This is a genomic window from Shewanella sp. T24-MNA-CIBAN-0130, from assembly GCF_040310185.1.
Taxonomy (GTDB): domain Bacteria; phylum Pseudomonadota; class Gammaproteobacteria; order Enterobacterales; family Shewanellaceae; genus Shewanella; species Shewanella psychromarinicola.
Genome location: NZ_JBEOPP010000003.1, coordinates 47,533 through 65,281, shown reverse-complemented (window position 1 = coordinate 65,281; position 17,749 = coordinate 47,533). Strand labels below are relative to the sequence as shown.

At 41.4% G+C, this 17,749-nt stretch carries 18 protein-coding genes; 6 read left to right on the top strand and 12 right to left on the bottom strand.

Features of this window, described 5'->3' with window-relative positions; all coding sequences use genetic code 11:
- The first annotated feature begins 33 nt into the window (after window positions 1–33).
- From AAEZ02_RS02055 to AAEZ02_RS02035, 5 genes are all read left to right on the top strand, one after another.
- Window positions 34–432 carry a hypothetical protein gene (locus AAEZ02_RS02055; protein ID WP_232772135.1) on the top strand — a complete coding sequence of 133 codons (399 nt, stop codon included), beginning with the start codon at window positions 34–36 and terminating at the stop codon, window positions 430–432.
- 138 nt (window positions 433–570) lie between these two features.
- The gene (locus AAEZ02_RS02050; protein WP_101033992.1) at window positions 571–1,368 is read left to right on the top strand and encodes a response regulator; all 798 of its coding nucleotides are present in this window, start codon (window positions 571–573) and stop codon (window positions 1,366–1,368) included.
- A gap of 157 nt (window positions 1,369–1,525) precedes the next feature.
- Window positions 1,526–1,798 carry an HU family DNA-binding protein gene (locus AAEZ02_RS02045; RefSeq protein WP_101033991.1) on the top strand — a complete coding sequence of 91 codons (273 nt, stop codon included), beginning with the start codon at window positions 1,526–1,528 and terminating at the stop codon, window positions 1,796–1,798.
- Window positions 1,799–2,186: 388 nt separating this feature from the next.
- Window positions 2,187–2,873 (top strand): TorF family putative porin, encoded by a 687-nt coding sequence (locus AAEZ02_RS02040; protein ID WP_101033990.1) that lies wholly within the window; start codon window positions 2,187–2,189, stop codon window positions 2,871–2,873.
- 345 nt (window positions 2,874–3,218) lie between these two features.
- Complete coding sequence (locus tag AAEZ02_RS02035) at window positions 3,219–3,395, top strand: PA3496 family putative envelope integrity protein (protein WP_164839435.1); 177 nt, start codon at window positions 3,219–3,221, stop codon at window positions 3,393–3,395.
- A 92-nt stretch (window positions 3,396–3,487) separates the two neighbouring features.
- Here the strand turns inward: AAEZ02_RS02035 and AAEZ02_RS02030 are convergent, their stop codons facing one another.
- Window positions 3,488–4,465: a PDC sensor domain-containing protein gene (locus AAEZ02_RS02030; protein WP_351079180.1), complete on the bottom strand. Its 978-nt coding sequence runs from the start codon at window positions 4,463–4,465 to the stop codon at window positions 3,488–3,490.
- A 235-nt stretch (window positions 4,466–4,700) separates the two neighbouring features.
- Between AAEZ02_RS02030 and AAEZ02_RS02025 the strand changes: the two genes are divergently transcribed.
- Window positions 4,701–6,053, top strand: a complete 1,353-nt coding sequence (locus tag AAEZ02_RS02025; RefSeq protein WP_101033988.1) for a flavohemoglobin expression-modulating QEGLA motif protein — start codon at window positions 4,701–4,703, stop codon at window positions 6,051–6,053.
- 127 nt (window positions 6,054–6,180) lie between these two features.
- Here the strand turns inward: AAEZ02_RS02025 and AAEZ02_RS02020 are convergent, their stop codons facing one another.
- From AAEZ02_RS02020 to AAEZ02_RS01970, 11 genes are all read right to left on the bottom strand, one after another.
- Entirely contained in the window at window positions 6,181–6,579 is a 399-nt protein-coding gene (locus tag AAEZ02_RS02020; RefSeq protein ID WP_101033987.1) for a hypothetical protein, read from the bottom strand.
- A gap of 120 nt (window positions 6,580–6,699) precedes the next feature.
- Complete coding sequence (locus AAEZ02_RS02015; RefSeq protein WP_101033986.1) at window positions 6,700–8,064, bottom strand: alanine/glycine:cation symporter family protein; 1,365 nt, start codon at window positions 8,062–8,064, stop codon at window positions 6,700–6,702.
- A gap of 562 nt (window positions 8,065–8,626) precedes the next feature.
- A complete protein-coding gene (locus tag AAEZ02_RS02010) occupies window positions 8,627–8,800 on the bottom strand; it encodes a hypothetical protein (RefSeq protein ID WP_233768616.1) in 174 nt (57 codons plus the stop codon).
- A 221-nt stretch (window positions 8,801–9,021) separates the two neighbouring features.
- Window positions 9,022–9,387, bottom strand: coding sequence for a cupin domain-containing protein (locus AAEZ02_RS02005; protein ID WP_351079173.1), 366 nt, complete (start codon window positions 9,385–9,387; stop codon window positions 9,022–9,024).
- Window positions 9,388–9,406: 19 nt separating this feature from the next.
- Window positions 9,407–9,685 carry a cysteine-rich CWC family protein gene (locus tag AAEZ02_RS02000; RefSeq protein WP_206191828.1) on the bottom strand — a complete coding sequence of 93 codons (279 nt, stop codon included), beginning with the start codon at window positions 9,683–9,685 and terminating at the stop codon, window positions 9,407–9,409.
- Between the two features lie 252 nt (window positions 9,686–9,937).
- Window positions 9,938–11,056, bottom strand: a complete 1,119-nt coding sequence (locus AAEZ02_RS01995) for a c-type cytochrome (RefSeq protein ID WP_124012556.1) — start codon at window positions 11,054–11,056, stop codon at window positions 9,938–9,940.
- 10 nt (window positions 11,057–11,066) lie between these two features.
- Window positions 11,067–11,654, bottom strand: a complete 588-nt coding sequence (locus AAEZ02_RS01990) for a c-type cytochrome (protein WP_164839541.1) — start codon at window positions 11,652–11,654, stop codon at window positions 11,067–11,069.
- Window positions 11,655–11,868: 214 nt separating this feature from the next.
- Entirely contained in the window at window positions 11,869–12,753 is an 885-nt protein-coding gene (gene metF / locus AAEZ02_RS01985) for a methylenetetrahydrofolate reductase (protein ID WP_101033982.1), read from the bottom strand.
- Window positions 12,754–13,250: 497 nt separating this feature from the next.
- Window positions 13,251–13,736, bottom strand: a complete 486-nt coding sequence (locus tag AAEZ02_RS01980) for a VOC family protein (protein ID WP_101033981.1) — start codon at window positions 13,734–13,736, stop codon at window positions 13,251–13,253.
- A 402-nt stretch (window positions 13,737–14,138) separates the two neighbouring features.
- A complete protein-coding gene (locus AAEZ02_RS01975) occupies window positions 14,139–14,726 on the bottom strand; it encodes a 3'-5' exonuclease (protein WP_124012557.1) in 588 nt (195 codons plus the stop codon).
- 538 nt (window positions 14,727–15,264) lie between these two features.
- On the bottom strand, window positions 15,265–17,658 hold the full coding sequence (locus tag AAEZ02_RS01970; RefSeq protein WP_124012558.1) for a bifunctional aspartate kinase/homoserine dehydrogenase II: 2,394 nt from the start codon (window positions 17,656–17,658) through the stop codon (window positions 15,265–15,267).
- Window positions 17,659–17,749: the final 91 nt, after the last annotated feature.

The following is a 17,749-nucleotide window of genomic DNA, read 5'->3' as shown; positions in this document are numbered from 1 at the left end:
TTCTACCTCAAATTGTCCCACTCGATGACTAATATGAACCAAAACACTGCCCCACGTATGCCAATTAGAGTCATGCTCCTCATCTCACTGTATGTTGTACTCACCCTTATTGCAATTTGGCGGGCGATAACCTTTCAAGCATTTGATTTATTAACACTGGGCGTGATCCCGATGTTAATCGGTATAGTGCAACGTGCGGCATGGACAAAGATATTGTTACTCAGCTATGTCAGCTTACAAACACTCGGGCTTGCCGCCATGACAACGACAGCGGTGATTGCCTATCAAATCACCCCTGATGACGTAAAACTTGTCTTTCAAGGTTATAACATTCCACTGATCCCTCTATGGTTATTACTGTTGAGCCTAGTGGTATTTCAATGGTGGGTAGGGCTGTCGAATGTGACTCGAGACTATCTTATTAAAAAGTAAATACAAACATAAATATAAGACGATATTACTCAGGTTTGATTGTCATCCTTAAAGTATTTTGAGGGTATAAATTACCCATAAATGCTACATTAGAATAATAATAAATATAATAATAAATATATTTTTGGAACGTAAAATATGACCAGTTTATCCCCGAGTGAGTTATCCATCCTATTACTTGAACCTTCAGAGACTCAACGCAAAATTATTATTACTCGTCTTCAGCAAGAGGGTGTGACCAGTATTCAAACTGCCGCAACGATTACCGAAGCCAAAGAGATTATCCAACGCCATAAACCCGACCTAATTGCTAGCGCGCTGCATTTTGTCGATGGTGAAGCAACTGAACTACTGCAGTACATCAACAGCACCCCAGCATTAAATGACATTCAATTTATGCTCGTTTCCAGTGAGTGTCGACGTGAACAACTCGACATATTTAGGCAGTCAGGCGTTGTCGCTATTTTGCCTAAGCCATTTAATGCCGAACATTTAGCGACGGCGCTTAATTCAACCATTGATTTACTTAGCCACGACGAGCTAGATTTAAGCCATTTTGATGTGCATAACATCAGGGTGTTAGTGGTCGACGATAGCCGTATGGCGCGCAATGTCATCAAACGCACCATAGGCAACTTAGGGATGCAACTGATCACCGAAGCGGTCGACGGTGAACAAGCCATCAGCCTAATGCAAGATAATATGTATGATTTAGTGATAACCGACTACAACATGCCCTCAGTAGACGGACTGGCATTAACCCAATATATCCGCAATCAAAGTCATCAATCACATATCCCGATCCTAATGGTATCGTCTGAAGCCAATGAAACTCACTTAAGTAATGTCTTTAGTGCAGGAGTTAACGCCTTATGTGATAAGCCTTTTGAACCAAAGTTAGTCAAGAAAATACTTTACCAACTACTGGATGAGTAACTGACAGCGTAAATAAAGCCATTATTTCAACATAATTTGCTTTAAAACTATTACAGATACTGAATTTATGGGATAAAGTGCTTTTAAACCAGCATAGCTTGTGGCATGTTAATAATGTTTTACAAAATCACTTCTATGGAAAGCAGAGAATATCAATATGAACAAAAGTGAATTAATTGCAAAAATTGCTGAAAATGCTGAGTTAACTAAAGCTGAAGCTGGCCGCGCTCTAAAATCTTTCGAACAAGCGGTTACTGAAGCGATGAAAAATGGTGACAAGATTTCTATTGTTGGTTTTGGCTCTTTTGAAACCACTCAACGTGCTGCTCGTACTGGCCGTAACCCACAAACGGGTAAAGAAATTCAAATTGCAGCCGCTACAGTACCTAAGTTTAAAGCTGGCAAAACCTTAAAAGACAGCGTTAATTAATTTTTACGTGTAGTACTTTTTTTGATAGAAGCCTCCTCAATGGAGGTTTTTTATTGCTCATTTCCCAAGGTTGATTATCTGCGAGAGCCTGAGCTACACACTATAAAAGATCCCATCCTTAACCCTATCGTATCGAGAAAAAAACGAACCTACACAACATAAGCAAATAGCTACACCTCAAGGTATTGTTGCACAAAAAAAGTGCAACCCTGCATCATTAAGCCGCAACAAAGATGCAACAAAATGATCCATAAATATATAAGTTTATGATTAATTTAAAAAAACAGAGTTGGCACGCGATTCGCTATTTAATCTTCAGATAAACCAACATTGAGTTCATTTAATAAAAATAAATGCCTCTGTGATAATAAAACGTTAAGGGATGAAGATGAAAAAATCACTATATCAAGCAATTGCATTATCAACTGGCTTATTACTAAGCGGCTCTGCCCTTGCTGAAGTCACTGGCAATATTGGCGCAACATCAAACTATTTATGGCGTGGCACCACGCAAACCAATAATGAAGCAGCCATTCAAGGTGGCATTGACTATGCTCATGACTCTGGATTTTATGCTGGTACTTGGGCATCTAATGTCGATTTCGGTGATGAAACCAGCTACGAGTTAGATCTTTACGGCGGTTATGGTGGTAACTTTACTGAAGACCTAACTTACGACATCAGCTACCTTTATTATGCCTATCCAGATGCCGGTGGCAGCATTGACTTTGGTGAAGTCTCTCTGGTATTAGGTTGGAAATGGTTAGATGTCGGCTATTCTCAAGTGATCAATGCTGATAATGGTGTGTCAGGTGCAGATGACGAAACTGACTGGAACTATATTCAAGCCAATGCCAGTTTTCCGTTAACAGAAAAACTCAGCGTCGCATTCCACTACGGTTATTCACAAGGCGATGTGGTTGAAGATTTATTCGGTGACACTTATGCAGATTACAACGTCACATTAAGTGCTGAAACCGATATCGGTACAGTATCGTTTATGGCGTCTGACACTGACTTACCAGACAATGATGCAAAAGTAGTTCTAGGCTACTCGTACGGGTTTACGCTATAACGAGTAACACTCTCCCACACTCACTTTTTTGCGTATATCGACGCCACCTACTTGAAAGGTGGCGTTTTTTTATCTGTATTGATCTGGAGTCATTATCTCAGGACATCACAACATCACATCACAACATCACATCACAACATCAAAAATATTTAGCGATAAATACACTGCACCTACAAGGTTATATATTTTACTAGCAAGAAATACATTTACTGCTAAGCTCAGAGAGAAAGGTAAAAATAGCTGTCCAATTGAGGAAAAATATTTTACTTCCCTATTTACGTTTTTTTAGTTAGAAAATGCTCATTGAATTAATACCACGCTTTTATTCAACCTGAGGTTTTTGTTATGGCTAATCTTACTGAAAGAGTGCCTGATGACACAGAGATGGACGCGATGACAACGCCTAGAAACGTTAAATCCGCTGAAGCATTACAACATAAACGCCAAGTAAAACGAAGATTAGAAGATTTCCTCGAACAAGCTCAATTACGTAAAGCAATTGGCGATGACGACTTCTTCTAAAAAATAGGGATAAACGCTCGTATCGTTTATCCCTGTCTATTTAAATGAGTAACTAAGTCAGTGAGTAGCAATCTTAATGCACTCGTAAGACCTTATTCATTATTAGCCTGTATCCTGCGCGTATGTTTACCAACTTGTGTTTGCGTGAGCAACAACTCAGCTTTTGCGCCTAAATACACATATATACCCAAGCCCACCAATAATCCCACCACCGCCAACATCATTAAAATTGCCGGCTCAATATATTGTTGTTCTCCCAGAGACGCTTTAAACATGGTCAATAAGGCTTCAATTGAAATCGCAATCAGAATGGTTGAAATAAATCGAGTAATCGTTCTTCGGGTGGAGCTGTGGCGGAAGATATCTTTATGCATCAGCACCTCTTCTTCTAAAATGGTTTTACCCAAATCAAAAATCGCTAATGCCAACGTAAGAAAAATGATAATACCAAAAGGCTCTAGCGGGTCATGAGTTGCAGATATTTGACTAAATAACGTGTAAATATCACGGATCACTGTCCACATGAGTACACTAACCAATACAAAAAGGCACAGTACAATCGCAGTATAAATACTTTTAAAAAAGGGCGAAATTTTGCGCCTAGCGCTGTCACCCATCATAAACTCGATCAATCGTGTTAAGTTAACATCAATAACCACAATAACCACTTGCCCAGAGGTCGATTTAATCATTTGCGATGCCGACAAACACAATCCCGCACCGGAATTAGATAAATAGGGCCGGGTAATATGGACTGTGTCGATGGCAGCTAATTGAGTAAAATAAGGTCGCTGACTTCGATCAGCATGATGACCGCAGGTCATTAACTTAACTTGCTGATTAATGACGCTGATATTAGGACACATTTGTATCCCTTTTTTATCAAGTAAATAGATAAGATCCACGAAGGGATAGCTTATTGCCATATCTTCAAAAATTTTAGCCGATATGGGTTGTTCGAATAAATTAATATCTCCCACACCGATCAAAATAGACTCTAATAATTCGTGTACCAAATTTTCATATTCATGATAACGCTCAATCACACTTAAATAGCTCATCGCTGCCATAAATATTCCTTTTAATTATGATTACTTTAGACAAAGCAGTTTTAATGCCATAAATAATAAACTATTATTTTCAGACACTTAAAAAAACTATCAGCGAGAAAAGGCGAAATACAGTGATAAATTGCACTAAAACAGTGCTGAATATGCTGTCTTTTATCATTGCCGTTTTGTGATCAACATCTGCTAATATGGGTGCTAATACTGCTTACAACCTTATCTAGATTAGGAAAAGACAATGTCTGACTCTTTATTGCGTTATCAACAAGATATTCGTCGTTTTTCTGATGAATTGATTCGCATCCAAGCACCCATTAAAATTTTAGACTCGATAAAATGGCCAAGACAAATTGAAGATGATTTTTTAGCGAAACAAAGTAAAACGTTGCCCAATGTCAGCAATGATTTCTATCAGTCTATTCCTCTGGCATTTAATGCAGATCAAACCCAAACCGACCTGCAAGGCTTAAAAAGTGCCGTTGAGCGTGGTTTAGGTAAACGCGATAAATTAGCTAAAATTCTACTGGCAAACATTGATCAATATCGGATCGTGATAGACATGCTCCACAATCGTGGAAACCCCATGTTTGGTAAACTTAGCCAAGAGCTATACGGCAGTGCGAGCCACAAGTTACATGGCGATCGTCACACTTTACGCCAACTTGGCGATCGCTTAAGCCATATCTTTTCGTTGCCAGCCGCGCGCCACATGAGTAGCCGTCATCCTAAGATTGTTACCGCCCCAGAAGCGGTAAATGTATTGAGCGAACGCTTAGTAAAGTATTTTCACGACGACGAGATTCACGTTCAATTGAGTGATGGTATTGTGTCTGATGCGTCGGTGGGTGGCGATACCGTAAAGCTGAACACTCGCGCCATGTTTAGTGAGTCGGATCTTAATGTATATGAGGTACATGAAGGCTGGGTTCATGTGGGCACCACACTTAACGGTCGCGCTCAACCCCATGCAACTTGGCTCAGTGTCGGCTCGCCACGTGTGACAGCGTCGCAAGAAGGTTTAGCAGTATTAATGGAGATGCTAACGCTTAGCTCAAATCCTGGACGTGCTCGGCGTATCAGTGACCGCGTATCCGCCGTCGACATGGCTGAACAAGGAGCTGACTTTATTGAGGTCTATCGCTACTTTAGAAACCTTAATCTAAGCTCAAAAGACAGCTATCGGGTTACTCAACGGGTGTTTCGTGGTGGCATGGTCAGCGGCGGTAGTTTTTTCACCAAAGATATTTCTTATGTGCGCGGTTATGTTGAAAACATTAACTTTATTCGAAGTGCGATTAGCACCGGATTACCTGAGTTAATCCCAATGCTATTTTTAGGTAAACTCGCCATCGAAGATATTCCGGTACTGTATCAGGCCTACCAAGAAGGCATTATTGCTCAACCGAAATATTTACCGCGTATGTTTGCAGATATTAGTGGCCTTTATGCTTGGTTTGGTTTTTCCTCGGGTATTGGCAACATCGATTTAAAAGGGGTCCAGCGTCATTTTGCCCGCCAATTCAAAAATGTTACGCCAACCTCCGCGGTCGACTTATTTGAAGATTCAGAGTTTGACAACAACTTCGAATAAACCACACTGGAAATCTAACAGGCTAAATGTGACATAGTCGCACTTAGCCTGTTAAACAAAGAGCACTTAGTAAAGGTTGAACTAACGCCTATTGCATGGCTGTAATAAACGTTAAAAACTCATCGCGCTAAAAACCACGGTCGATGACATACGCCTCGCCGTTACACTCTAAATAAACAGCACAAGATGGGTAATTAACTTTGCCGCATTGCTTCAACACAATGGCATTACCGCCTCGTTGGGTCACTTGTAATTTGAGTGACTTAATCATTGAAGACGTACTTGGGAGATCATCTAACTTCTCAGGATTCGATGAAATTTCACAATATGAAGTGGTCACATCGCCAAGAAACTGCGCTTTGAACCTGGATATTCCTGTAGAGGTATAGGTATCAACCCCTGCTATCGTAGCGTTGCCTAAAGCAAGTGTACCCGCATTGGTTCGCAGTGACAGGTTAGAGCAACCCGACACTAGCACCGCGATCAACATTGCAGCACTTGATACCGTAAAAACAATCTGCCTCATAAAAATCCTTTTTAAAAAGCATACTCATCAATGTGCTGATGAACATGCTCATAGTCACTATTGTTAAACTAGATTAACGAACTAGATAGCACAGCTATTTTGCCGAACTATTTTCAACATCTAGGCTTTGGCTTTTAATCCACGTTGCTTAATAAAATACTCACGGGTTAAGCCAAACACGACCGGGCTTAATAACACTAGCGCAATTAAGTTGGGGATCGCCATCATCGCATTCAATGTATCGGCTAGTAGCCAAATAAACTCTAATGAGCTGACGGCGCCTAATGGCACAACTAAGGTCCAAAGAAGACGAAATGGTTTTATCGCTTTATCACCTAAAAGGTACTGAACACACTTTTCGCTGTAAAAACTCCACCCTAGAATAGTGGTAAAAGCAAACACAGCCAATGCGATTGCCACAATGTAATTACCCATGGGCAATGCATGAGAAAAAGCAAGTGAAGTCAATGCCGCGCCGTTTTCACCAGAGGTCCACGCACCAGAGACTATAATTGCCAAACCGGTAATTGAACACACAATAAGCGTGTCAATAAAGGTGCCTAACATCGCCACTAAGCCTTGCTTTACTGGGTTATTGGTTTGTGCAGCGGCATGAGCAATTGGCGCACTACCCAAGCCTGCCTCATTTGAAAACACGCCTCGAGCCACACCAAAACGGATCGCAGCCCACACAGCCGCCCCCGCAAAACCACCTTGAGCCGCGACTGGATTAAACGCACTGTGTATAATTAATAAAAATGCCGCCGGTACTTGATCAGCATTCACAATCAATACCGCTAAACCCGCGGTGATATAAAACACTGTCATCAAGGGCACCAGCTTACCGGCCACTTCAGCAATGCGCTTAATACCGCCCATTAACACCGCACCAACCAGCACCATCAACACCACGCCTGTGACCCAATTAGGTACGCCAAAGTTGCTGCTCATGGCATCGGCAACAGAGTTAGCTTGTACGGTATTACCAATACCAAAACCAGCAATAGATCCAAAAATGGCAAATGCAGTACCTAACCAAGCCCACTTACTGCCTAAGCCATTTTTAATGTAGTACATCGGACCGCCAACGTGGTTACCATTAGCGTCTGTCTCACGAAATTTCACCGCCAGTACCGCTTCCGAAAACTTGGTCGCCATCCCGACAAGCGCTGTACACCACATCCAAAATAATGCCCCTGGACCACCAATAAAAATGGCCGTGGCCACACCGGCAATATTACCGGTTCCGATGGTCGCAGATAAAGACGTCATTAACGCGTTAAACGGGCTAACATCCCCTTTTTCAGTTTCATCAGTGACCTGACGACCCGACCATAATAATTTAAAGCCTCGGTTTAGCTTCAAAATAGGCATAAACTTTAGCCCAATCGACAAAAACAACCCGACGCCTAAAATCATAACCAGCATGGGAACACCCCATACGATACTATTAATCATACTGACAAATTGTGTAACTGCTTCCATGTAAAAACCTCTTATTGAGTAACGACTTATGTCGAAAGTTGTCATTATTATTGTTTTTTAAACGGCTCAATTGCGTTGGAATATAATAACCTTTAGATGACCCCTATATTAGTTAACCATAGCAACTGTGCATGCACAGGTAGTAATCATCGTTAACTTAACAACGCTGTAGCGACATCTGGCTATGATCAACATAAATAGTTTATTGTTCTAGAACGACGTTTAACGTATCCAGACCTTGCTTTACATCAGCACTTATCAAGGTGTCAACGTCGACAAATAAAAACATTACCTTTGTTGAATAAGCACAATGACCACTAAAACCCCAATTAACTTTTGTTTGATTAGTGTTAACGGCTTCGGTGGTCATATAAGCAGGTTTAGTCGCTTCAAAGGGTGAAAAAAACCGTCATTCAAAGTCGATACGTTTACCTTCATCTATGGCGATAATTTGTTGCTCGCCCAAACCTACATTGGGATTTTCACTTGCCTAGGCTGATACAAAAACCACTGTCGCATCCGTACCACGATAGCTTTTCACCATATCGAGATCCTTTTGCGCCTACTTGCTAACGTTATCTTGGTTTTTTAGATAGTTAACATAATCAAAAACCTCAGCAATCGGCCTATCTATGGTAAGAGTGCGGGTGACTAAATAATCTTTTTGAATAAATAGCGCGACAACAAAAGGTATCGCAATAATAGCCGCGGCGATAACGAGCGTTTTTCTCAGCATTAATATCCACTGGTGTACATAAGATATAGGTCAGTCTTTAAGGCTTCGCCAAAAACTAATAATCTCAGTATACCGACTAACAGCAGGCTAACAACAAAAATTAACACCGATTTAACAGTACTATATCATTAAACAAGCCGCTTAAGTTCCTGCAACGAGTAATACTAAAAGTGCGATTGTATTGGCTAAGAAGCGTCTTAAATGATCCGCGCCAGCCACCACTATATCCACTGATCATTTAACCCAGTAAGATCGCTTTTAACCTCGCCCGTATTGACCACACCTTGAGGTTCAATAATCATGATTTTACATTCATCATTCGCCATAGGTTTATGCTCAACACCTTTGGGAACAACCACCATCTCACCTGCCTGAAGCGTAATATCCTTGTCACGAAAAGCAATATGCAAGGTCCCCTCAATCACTATAAATACTTCGTCAGTATCAAGATGTTTATGCCAAACAAACTCACCCGCCACCTTGACTAATTTAAATTGATAATCATTCAATTGTGCAATAACACGTGGCGACCAATGTTGGCTAAACTGGTTAAACTTATCGTTGAAGTTGATGACTTTTGCTTGCATAGCGGCTTCCCCTAATGAGTTATGATTCTGGTTCTGGCGATTGCGATGGCAAGTAAGTTTCGACGGGATCGATATTGAATTGTTGCACCAGCTTAGCCATACATGACTGACAAATACATTGGTTATCCGCTAAAGTAGGCAAAGTGGATGTTGCTTTATACTGCGCAATGACAGATGGCACATGCTGCGCTTGCTTAGCACACCAACAAGCATTGATGTCTAATCCTTGCTCCATCGCACAGCCATTGGTTTGCTGGCATAATGGACAAGTCTGCGCTGTGGGTATTAGTAATGTCATCGCCCTGCCTATGATGGTGAGAATAAATGAGTAGGTAGAGTGACTATAATGACATTTAGCATCATTATGCTCAATAAGCGCTATGGGCATGACATTAGAGTAAATAAATTGAATACCTACAAAAATACCCACCAAGCGTTAACTCAATGGGCATCATTTACAGCGATTCATTGTTTGTAAATCAAAGTTTATATAAATCAAAGCTTATATAAATTAAAGCCTATATAGCTCAAAGCTTACGAACAACTAATATCAAGGTGTAAGACTCTTTTTAAGCGGAAAAACAGGATACGACTCAGTCCCCAAAACAGGCTTACCTGCAACGGATTGACCGTAAAACCCCTGATGCTTATGGTAAGTAGCTTGCGTTTTGCTCACATCGCCGTCAAAACGAGGATCTTGTGGCCGATCAAACGAATTAACATAGGCGGCTACATCCCAAGCTTGCTGAACAGTGAGTTGCACACTTTTACCCAAAGGCATATTTTCATAAATAAAATCAGCAGCGGTATTGACCCTATGCATGCCGGCCCCCCAATTAAAACTTTGAGGGCCCCATAATGGTGGTAATGCTGCAACACCTGCAATTATTTGTCCTTGGCCATCGCCACCATGACATGCTTGGCAATGTGCTTGATATACTGCCACGCCGCGTTCTGGAGAATAAGCTAATTCTGGTTGAGGTGCTTTAGGAAAACCACGCCCAGGTAGCTGGCTTAACGCTGTGATATCTAGATGTTTAGTGATGGAGGCTGGCATAGGAAAATCATCCCGCTTAGCGCCTTTAACCAGCTCAGCATCAGACAATTCAGGCACAGGGCCACTGAGGTTATATTGTTGCATTAATCCACTCATACCGAGCCAGTACGAATAAGCAGATATTGCCACTAATTCGGGCGAACCAGATGCTGGCGCTTTACCATTCATCGAGTAAGTAAAACAGCCTTGAATACGTTCTTGAAAACTGTTTACCTTATCATTTTTCTTACGATAAGCAGGATACGCAAAATAGGCCGCCCATAATGGCGATGAATTAGCTTGTTGCCCTGCATTCATATGACAATTAACACAATTAAGTTGATTGCCAACGTACTTATCGCGCAGTTGCTGAGTATTAACAAACAATTGGTAACCCAGTCGAACTTTGTCACCAAAATCACCTGCAGGAATATCAGTTAATGGCGCAGGTTGTAGATAGATATCAGCCGATTTTTTGTCTACCGATGGCAAGGCAGTTTGACGATCGGGCAATGTGGTTGTGGCCTCAGTAGCTTTTACTGTCAGCTTGGGCGCAGGATCGGTAGACAGCTCATTGGCCTGTAAAGGCACACTAAACAGGACACCAACGGTCATTAGCAATAATAATTTCATAGCCATGTCCTTATTTTAAATTGGCAAAATATTGAGATAAACCATCAATTTCGGCTGCGGTTAATTTCAAGGCAATATTGCCCATCATATTGTCTACATCGCCACTGCGAGTGCCATCTTGCCAGGCTAATAGCTGGGTTTTAAGGTAACTGGCTTGCTGACCGGCTAAGCGAGGGAATTGCCCGCCACCCACTCCCGATGGACCATGACAACTGGTACAAGCCGGAATAGTCCGCGACCAATCACCTTGAAAGGCTATTGCTTCAAAAGGATCGCTAATGGCCACCTTATCACCACGAAATTGCAGCTGGATCTCATCCACTGGCTGGTGACTAAAATAATCTGCTACCACGGCGATATTGTCGCCCTGCACCGTCGCAGCCATGGCTAACATGATCGGATTTTGACGTTTATTTGCGTGGAATAACTTCAGTTGATTGCTAATATATTCAGCCGACAACCCCGCTAAACGAGGGCCGATAATATCGATGCCTTGACCTTGAGCGCCATGGCAGGATGCACACAACTGCGCGACTGCCGGAATAGCTTGTTGTGGGGAAGATGTTTCTGCGGCTTGAGCTTGCATAACATTAACCATCGTTATGCCAGCCAACACACTGAGCACGTAAAAGGATGTTTTCATCATCACACCTCTTTAGTCATTAATTATTGTCATACCACCATAGGCCAAAAAAATTGAAAAAAGAATACGGCAAACGTCTAATATTTAAACAAAAAACCGTTAATATTAAACAAAAAACCCGCTAATGAGACCATTAACGGGGGGTAATTTGAGTAAACGCTACACTCTGTTACTTCGGACGCACACCCAAGGTATGGCAAATAGCATAAGTTAACTCAGCGCGGTTTAGGGTGTAAAAATGAAAATCTTTAACCCCTTCACGAGACAACACTTTCACCATATCAATCGCAACATTAGCCCCGACAAGCTGACGCGTTGCAGCATCGTCATCGAGGCCTTCAAACTGGCGGTGTAACCAATGCGGAATGGCCACGTTAGTCATATCAGCAAAACGCTTGGTCTGCTTAAAGTTAGTCACAGGTAATATCCCCGGGATAATCTCCACATCAATGCCAGCCGTGACGCAGCGATCGCGAAAACGCAAATAAGATTCAACATCGAAGAAAAACTGGGTAATCGCACGGTTGGCGCCAGCATCAATTTTCTTTTTTAAGTGGATTAAATCAGCTTGAGCATTACGCGCATCGGGATGCACTTCTGGATAAGCAGCAACCGAAATATCAAAGTCTGCAACAGAGCGTAATAAGCGCACTAAATCATTAGCAAAACGCGTTGGTTTTGGACTGCCATCAGGTAAGTCCCCCCGCAAGGCAACAATATCTTTAATGCCAGATTTCCAATAATGTTTCGCCAATTCAACTAACTCTTCATCACTGGCATCAACCAAAGTTAAATGCGGCGCGGCAACTAAGTTGGTTTCTTTCTGGATACGCTCAATCACGCTATGAGTTCGGTCGCGGACGCCTGAATTGGCACCATAAGTTACTGACACAAATTTAGGGTTTAACGGTTCTAAGCGACGAATAGAGTTCCACAAGATCTCTTCCATCGCTGGCGTTGAAGGCGGAAAAAACTCAAAAGACACATTAATATCATTTAGCTCAGACAAGCTCTGGTTTAACGATTGGGCATGTTGTGCATGATGAAAAGCCATAATGTGTTCCTTCAACTTCTGTAAAACTTCGGAGTCTATACCAATCAGCAAACTTACATTATTTAGCCGTTTGGACGTCTGTATGTCCATATACTAGTTTAACTGTATTCTAAGTCAAGCTAAAAAACCATCAATGCGGTCAATTTAAGTCTACGCCTAAATTGCAGGCAATACAGATAGCGCTAACTAAGTGGGTTACGCAGACATCGGTGTGTGTCGGCAAGTCTTTATGACACCATGAAGAACTACCATGGGACTAATACCATGGGACTAATACTAAGGGACTAATACTAAGGGGCTAACATCAAGGAAGTTTCGTATGCGATTGATGAGAAGCTAAGCATTACCTTGATCAAGCTTTACCACTTGTTTGATGGGTTAACATGAACTGAGTTTGTAAGTTGACAATGAACCAACGCAGCCGAGAAAATTTATCGTCAGGCATAAAAAAGCCACCCTTTAGGTAGCTTTTAAGCAGTGCGGATAACCTTAAGAAATTACTCGTAATCAGTGGAGTAAGTTTCTTCATAGGTGTGCGAGTAAAGTTCAAACAAGTTGCCAAACGGGTCTTCTAAGTACACCATTTGGGTTAGATTGTTGTCGTCTTCTGGGTGGTAGCGCGTGATATCCATACGTGCTTTACCGCCATATTGCACAGTACGTGCAATTGCACCTTCAAAGTCATCTGTTTGCAAACAAAAGTGGAAGATACCAATACGGGTGAAATCAACTTCATGACGTTCTTGACGATCTTTCATTTCAAACATCTCAACACCAATACCGTCAGTCGTGACTAAGTGTGCAATGTTAAAGCCTTTAAAGCCTTCACCAAAAACGGCCACACACATTCTGCCAATCGCAGTTTCACGTTCTTCTTGAACCTTAGTGTTACCCATTACCACTTTTAGACCCAGCGCTTTAGTGTAAAACTCAACCGCTTTATCCATGTCGCCAACCATCAAACCTACGTGATTCATTTTCATAACTTACTCCTAAAAAACTATTTATTAATTCGTCATTTGTTTCGATGGAGTAATCTTACGGCGAACGAGGCATAAATAAAAATTATCAAATATTATTAAATTAATAATTTTAAATTATGATTTTAATTTATGATTTTAATTTATGATTTTTTGGTTAGTTGAAAAAATAGAAGTTAATCAAGCAATGGCTCAGCCTGAGACAATTAGACAAGTCCAGCACAGCAATAAAGCTTGAGATCAATCAGGTAGAAATGCAGTAACGGGTTTTATAAATGGCTGGTAAGTGCAGAGGCAGTGCAGGGAGTTTGATGAACCTAACTAATTGTCAGCAGGCATATTTACTTGGTCAAATAAGCTAATGTTGTCTCTTGATTGGTGAGAGGCTCATATGCTTTAGGGAGATTAATGGCTCTGTCTTTCTATTTCTAGTTCTATTAATAGTGCTGTATGTGCATCATTTGCTGCGTATCTTTTCTGATGATCGTGTAGAGGAAATATTGACCAATTTGATTGTTGTGCACTCTTCGATAGCCGTTGATTAAAAAACATTGCAACTGCAACTCTAGCGCCAACGCGTTGTTTCACATGCGCAAAACGCATCACTTTTGAAGATAGTTCTTCTGTATTTACTAATTTAATTCCAAATTTTCTAAAAAGAATTTTTTTATCTTCTTTCAATCCAAAACCTACCTTCCTTATTGTTGGATCAGATAATATTTCTGAGATTGCAGTAAAATTTTCATAAAATTTTGTAGGAAATAAGAATACTTTAGATTTTGTGGCTAGCTGAATTAGATGAGGTCCATCACTTACCTCACCTTTTATAAAACAAGGTTTGCTCTCTGTATCAAACCCTAAACAAGAGTGTGATCTCAACTCCGCTATTGCACTTATCGAGTCTGCTTTGTTTGTGACAACGATTATATTCTCTAGACTAATACCTTCATAAATGGGTAAATCTCGAATTTTCTCCTTTGTTGGCCTTTCCATTGAGTATCCTTCTTTTCCACAGAGTCAGTATTCATCCATTGCGCTGTTTGCAAGGCATAAATCGCTTCTTGGATTTGCCCGATGCCACATCCAAATGATTAGGTAACGCTTTACTTAACCTAAGATGCTATAGGAATTCACTTTTTTAAGGTAGTTATTTTTTTGTACAATATTTATGCTAATTGCTTGTTCTGATTAGAGCTTTTAAGGCTGGTTTTGAGGTGTTTTATCTAAAGGTTGCAGGACTCAATAACATTGAGGCCGTTGAAGACTCTTTATAAAGGAATGCGTGAGCCTGACAGGCCTTTCTCGCACATCTGACCTATATGGATATTGGAAATGTCATTATGATGTCGGGAACATCATTGACCATGTGCTTCAAGGCATTCAGGCATTTTGCCTATCAGAAGCGTTAGCATTTTCACTCTTTGTAATAAGATAGGGCGAAGGGCCACGACGTTAGTGGCCGCAGGCCATCAAAGCTAAATCATAAAGAATGACAAAAAAAGACCATTAACAATGGTCTTCCTCAACAAACCTACTCTTGCAAAAGGTCTTTGCAAATATGCACCAAATCCGACTGTACCGCCGCTGCAGTCACCTCACGCCCAGCCCCTGGACCGCGGATAATCAAAGGGTTACCTTGATAAAATGCACTGCGAATAACAAACACATTATCACCTGGGGTTAAGTTAGCGTAAGGATGATTGCTATCAACCCATTGTAAGCCTACTTCCGCTTGTAGTTTGCCTTCGACCTTATCCAGTGAAGCCACATAACGCAGTACCTTGTTTTGCTCGGCAGCGGCTACATATTGTTGCAATAAATCATCATCTAACTCGCTGATACGATCCAAAAAATCCTCAAGTGACAACTCAGCTAATGCTTTAGGCACCAAAGAACTAAGGCTAATGTAGTCTAACTCTACCGCCAAGCCTATTTCTCGGGCCAAAATAAGCAGTTTCCGTTGCATGTCACGGCCCGATAAGTCATCACGGGGATCCGGCTCGGTAATCCCTAAACTGCGAGCTTGAAGCACTAATTCAGAAAAGGGTTTAGTGCCATCATAATTTTCAAACAACCAACACAAGGTGCCAGAAAAGATACCACCAACGGCCTCAACAGTGTCGCCACTATTGCGTAAGTCATTTAACGCATGCTGAATAGGTAAACCTGCACCACAACTGGCGTTATAACGCCAAAATAATCGACGATTACTTAATTGCTGCTTTAATTCACGATAAAATGGCAATGGCCCAGAACCGGCTAATTTATTGGCACTCACCACATGGATACCATGGGCAAACAGCTGTGGATATTGTAAGGTTAAGGCGGCACTAGCACTGATATCTAATGCAACAATTTCATCGCATGATAATAGTGCTAACTGCTCAAACAGTTTGTCATAATCCCATTCAATGCCTTGCTGTTGATAATCGAGTTGCCACCGTTCAAGGTTAATACCGTCATTGGAGATTAACGCTTTTTTCGAGCCCACTAGACCCACTAACTCAACAGAGGCTTCAAGTTCACTATTTAATGTTGGGCTAGCCCGTTTAAATAAATCAATCCACGCCTCACCGATATTACCCACCCCAAGCAATAACACCCCAATGCGCATTCTTGGACCGGCACAACGGCGATGTATTTTCTGGGTTAATAAACTCACTTGAGCTTGCGGCACTAAGGTCACTAAACTTAACGCATCTTGATAAATAGGTTTCGCATCACGACTCAGTAGTCGGGCAAAACTGCGTCTAAAGTGGTGAGCATCAGCACTGACTAACGCCACTAGGCCTAAATCAGTTTGGGTACTCAATTCTTCAATCGCAAATTCACTGCGGTACCGAGTAAGCAAAGATTGCACTTGTTTCTGGCTTTCAAGAGTAAGGGCGAGTTCAAACTTATGCTGTGCCAACGACCAATAAGCTAACGGCGTGATGCCTGCTTTATCTAAAATCGTCAGTAATGGCTCAATATCTGAGTTCATTTTAAAACTAAACAACAGCACTTCATTTAAGTTGGTGATTACCGGTGCGCTCGCTGATGAACTCAGTGGCGCAATTAAGGTAAAATCTGTGTGTGAGGCATAACTAGAGCGTACAGCTAAACTCACTGCCGTATTAAACAATGGCTGTAAGGTACGAGAATGCAATACTGGCGAACCTAATCGCGCTAAGCGATCCGCTTCCGCTAATGACATACTCTTTAGTAATTTTGCGTCATTAATTTTGTTCGGGTCAGCATTAAATACCCCTTCAACATCAGTCCAAATTGTCACTCTTTCTATGTCGGCTAAACTGGCAATCAAGGTCGCACTAAAGTCTGAACCATTACGGCCTAATAATAAGGTATCACCCTGACGATTAGCACATATAAAACCGGTAATAACTAAACGTTGTTGTGGATGCTGCGCCAATAAGGCTTGAACTTTCTGACGCGACTGCGGCACTAAAATATTAGGTACAGCCCCTTCCTCAGCGACAAGAATAGAGCAAGCATCAACATGATTGGCTGCCACCCCCATTTCTCGTAACAAAGCCGCCATCAGGCGCGCGGACCAACGTTCACCAAAACTCACCACTTGATTAAATTGGTAATCATTGCGTTGCTCTAAGGATAACAGACTGACTAACTGAGATTGGTCAGAAGACAAACGTTCGCGCAAGTCTCGCGCTTGTTCATTGGATAATAATTGTTCAATTAACGTTTGTTGATAGCTAATCAGAATTTGTAGTTGCTCTTGCCACAATTGACTACTGTCACGCAGGCTGAGTAATTTGTATAAAAAGTTAGTCGTTTTTCCGGCGGCGGATACCACCACTAAATCATCACTTTGACCATGTGTAAGAAGAATATGTGCAACACGGCGATAGCAATCTGCATCCGCTAAACTTGAACCACCAAACTTGTGTAAATGACTTCGCGCCATTACTGACTCCTTAAACAACTACGACTTGTGTTGCGACTGCTAGACTTCTATTTTGAAATGAATAGTGTTGCAAGTGCATATTTTTACTATT

What these genes read in the sequence shown, in the direction of transcription:
- AAEZ02_RS02030 (WP_351079180.1), bottom strand. Translation starts at nt 4,465, where the DNA reads ATGGCAGCGATGAGCTATTTAAGTGTGATTGAGCGTTATCATGAATAT.
- AAEZ02_RS01980 (WP_101033981.1), bottom strand. Translation starts at nt 13,736, where the DNA reads ATGAAAATGAATCACGTAGGTTTGATGGTTGGCGACATGGATAAAGCG.
- AAEZ02_RS02005 (WP_351079173.1), bottom strand. Translation starts at nt 9,387, where the DNA reads ATGCAAGCAAAAGTCATCAACTTCAACGATAAGTTTAACCAGTTTAGC.
- AAEZ02_RS02050 (WP_101033992.1), top strand. Translation starts at nt 571, where the DNA reads ATGACCAGTTTATCCCCGAGTGAGTTATCCATCCTATTACTTGAACCT.
- AAEZ02_RS01995 (WP_124012556.1), bottom strand. Translation starts at nt 11,056, where the DNA reads ATGAAATTATTATTGCTAATGACCGTTGGTGTCCTGTTTAGTGTGCCT.
- AAEZ02_RS02000 (WP_206191828.1), bottom strand. Translation starts at nt 9,685, where the DNA reads ATGACATTACTAATACCCACAGCGCAGACTTGTCCATTATGCCAGCAA.
- AAEZ02_RS02025 (WP_101033988.1), top strand. Translation starts at nt 4,701, where the DNA reads ATGTCTGACTCTTTATTGCGTTATCAACAAGATATTCGTCGTTTTTCT.
- AAEZ02_RS02045 (WP_101033991.1), top strand. Translation starts at nt 1,526, where the DNA reads ATGAACAAAAGTGAATTAATTGCAAAAATTGCTGAAAATGCTGAGTTA.
- AAEZ02_RS02015 (WP_101033986.1), bottom strand. Translation starts at nt 8,064, where the DNA reads ATGGAAGCAGTTACACAATTTGTCAGTATGATTAATAGTATCGTATGG.
- AAEZ02_RS01970 (WP_124012558.1), bottom strand. Translation starts at nt 17,658, where the DNA reads ATGGCGCGAAGTCATTTACACAAGTTTGGTGGTTCAAGTTTAGCGGAT.
- AAEZ02_RS01975 (WP_124012557.1), bottom strand. Translation starts at nt 14,726, where the DNA reads ATGGAAAGGCCAACAAAGGAGAAAATTCGAGATTTACCCATTTATGAA.
- AAEZ02_RS02020 (WP_101033987.1), bottom strand. Translation starts at nt 6,579, where the DNA reads ATGAGGCAGATTGTTTTTACGGTATCAAGTGCTGCAATGTTGATCGCG.
- AAEZ02_RS02040 (WP_101033990.1), top strand. Translation starts at nt 2,187, where the DNA reads ATGAAAAAATCACTATATCAAGCAATTGCATTATCAACTGGCTTATTA.
- AAEZ02_RS02055 (WP_232772135.1), top strand. Translation starts at nt 34, where the DNA reads ATGAACCAAAACACTGCCCCACGTATGCCAATTAGAGTCATGCTCCTC.
- AAEZ02_RS01990 (WP_164839541.1), bottom strand. Translation starts at nt 11,654, where the DNA reads ATGGTTAATGTTATGCAAGCTCAAGCCGCAGAAACATCTTCCCCACAA.
- AAEZ02_RS02010 (WP_233768616.1), bottom strand. Translation starts at nt 8,800, where the DNA reads ATGCTGAGAAAAACGCTCGTTATCGCCGCGGCTATTATTGCGATACCT.
- metF (WP_101033982.1), bottom strand. Translation starts at nt 12,753, where the DNA reads ATGGCTTTTCATCATGCACAACATGCCCAATCGTTAAACCAGAGCTTG.
- AAEZ02_RS02035 (WP_164839435.1), top strand. Translation starts at nt 3,219, where the DNA reads ATGGCTAATCTTACTGAAAGAGTGCCTGATGACACAGAGATGGACGCG.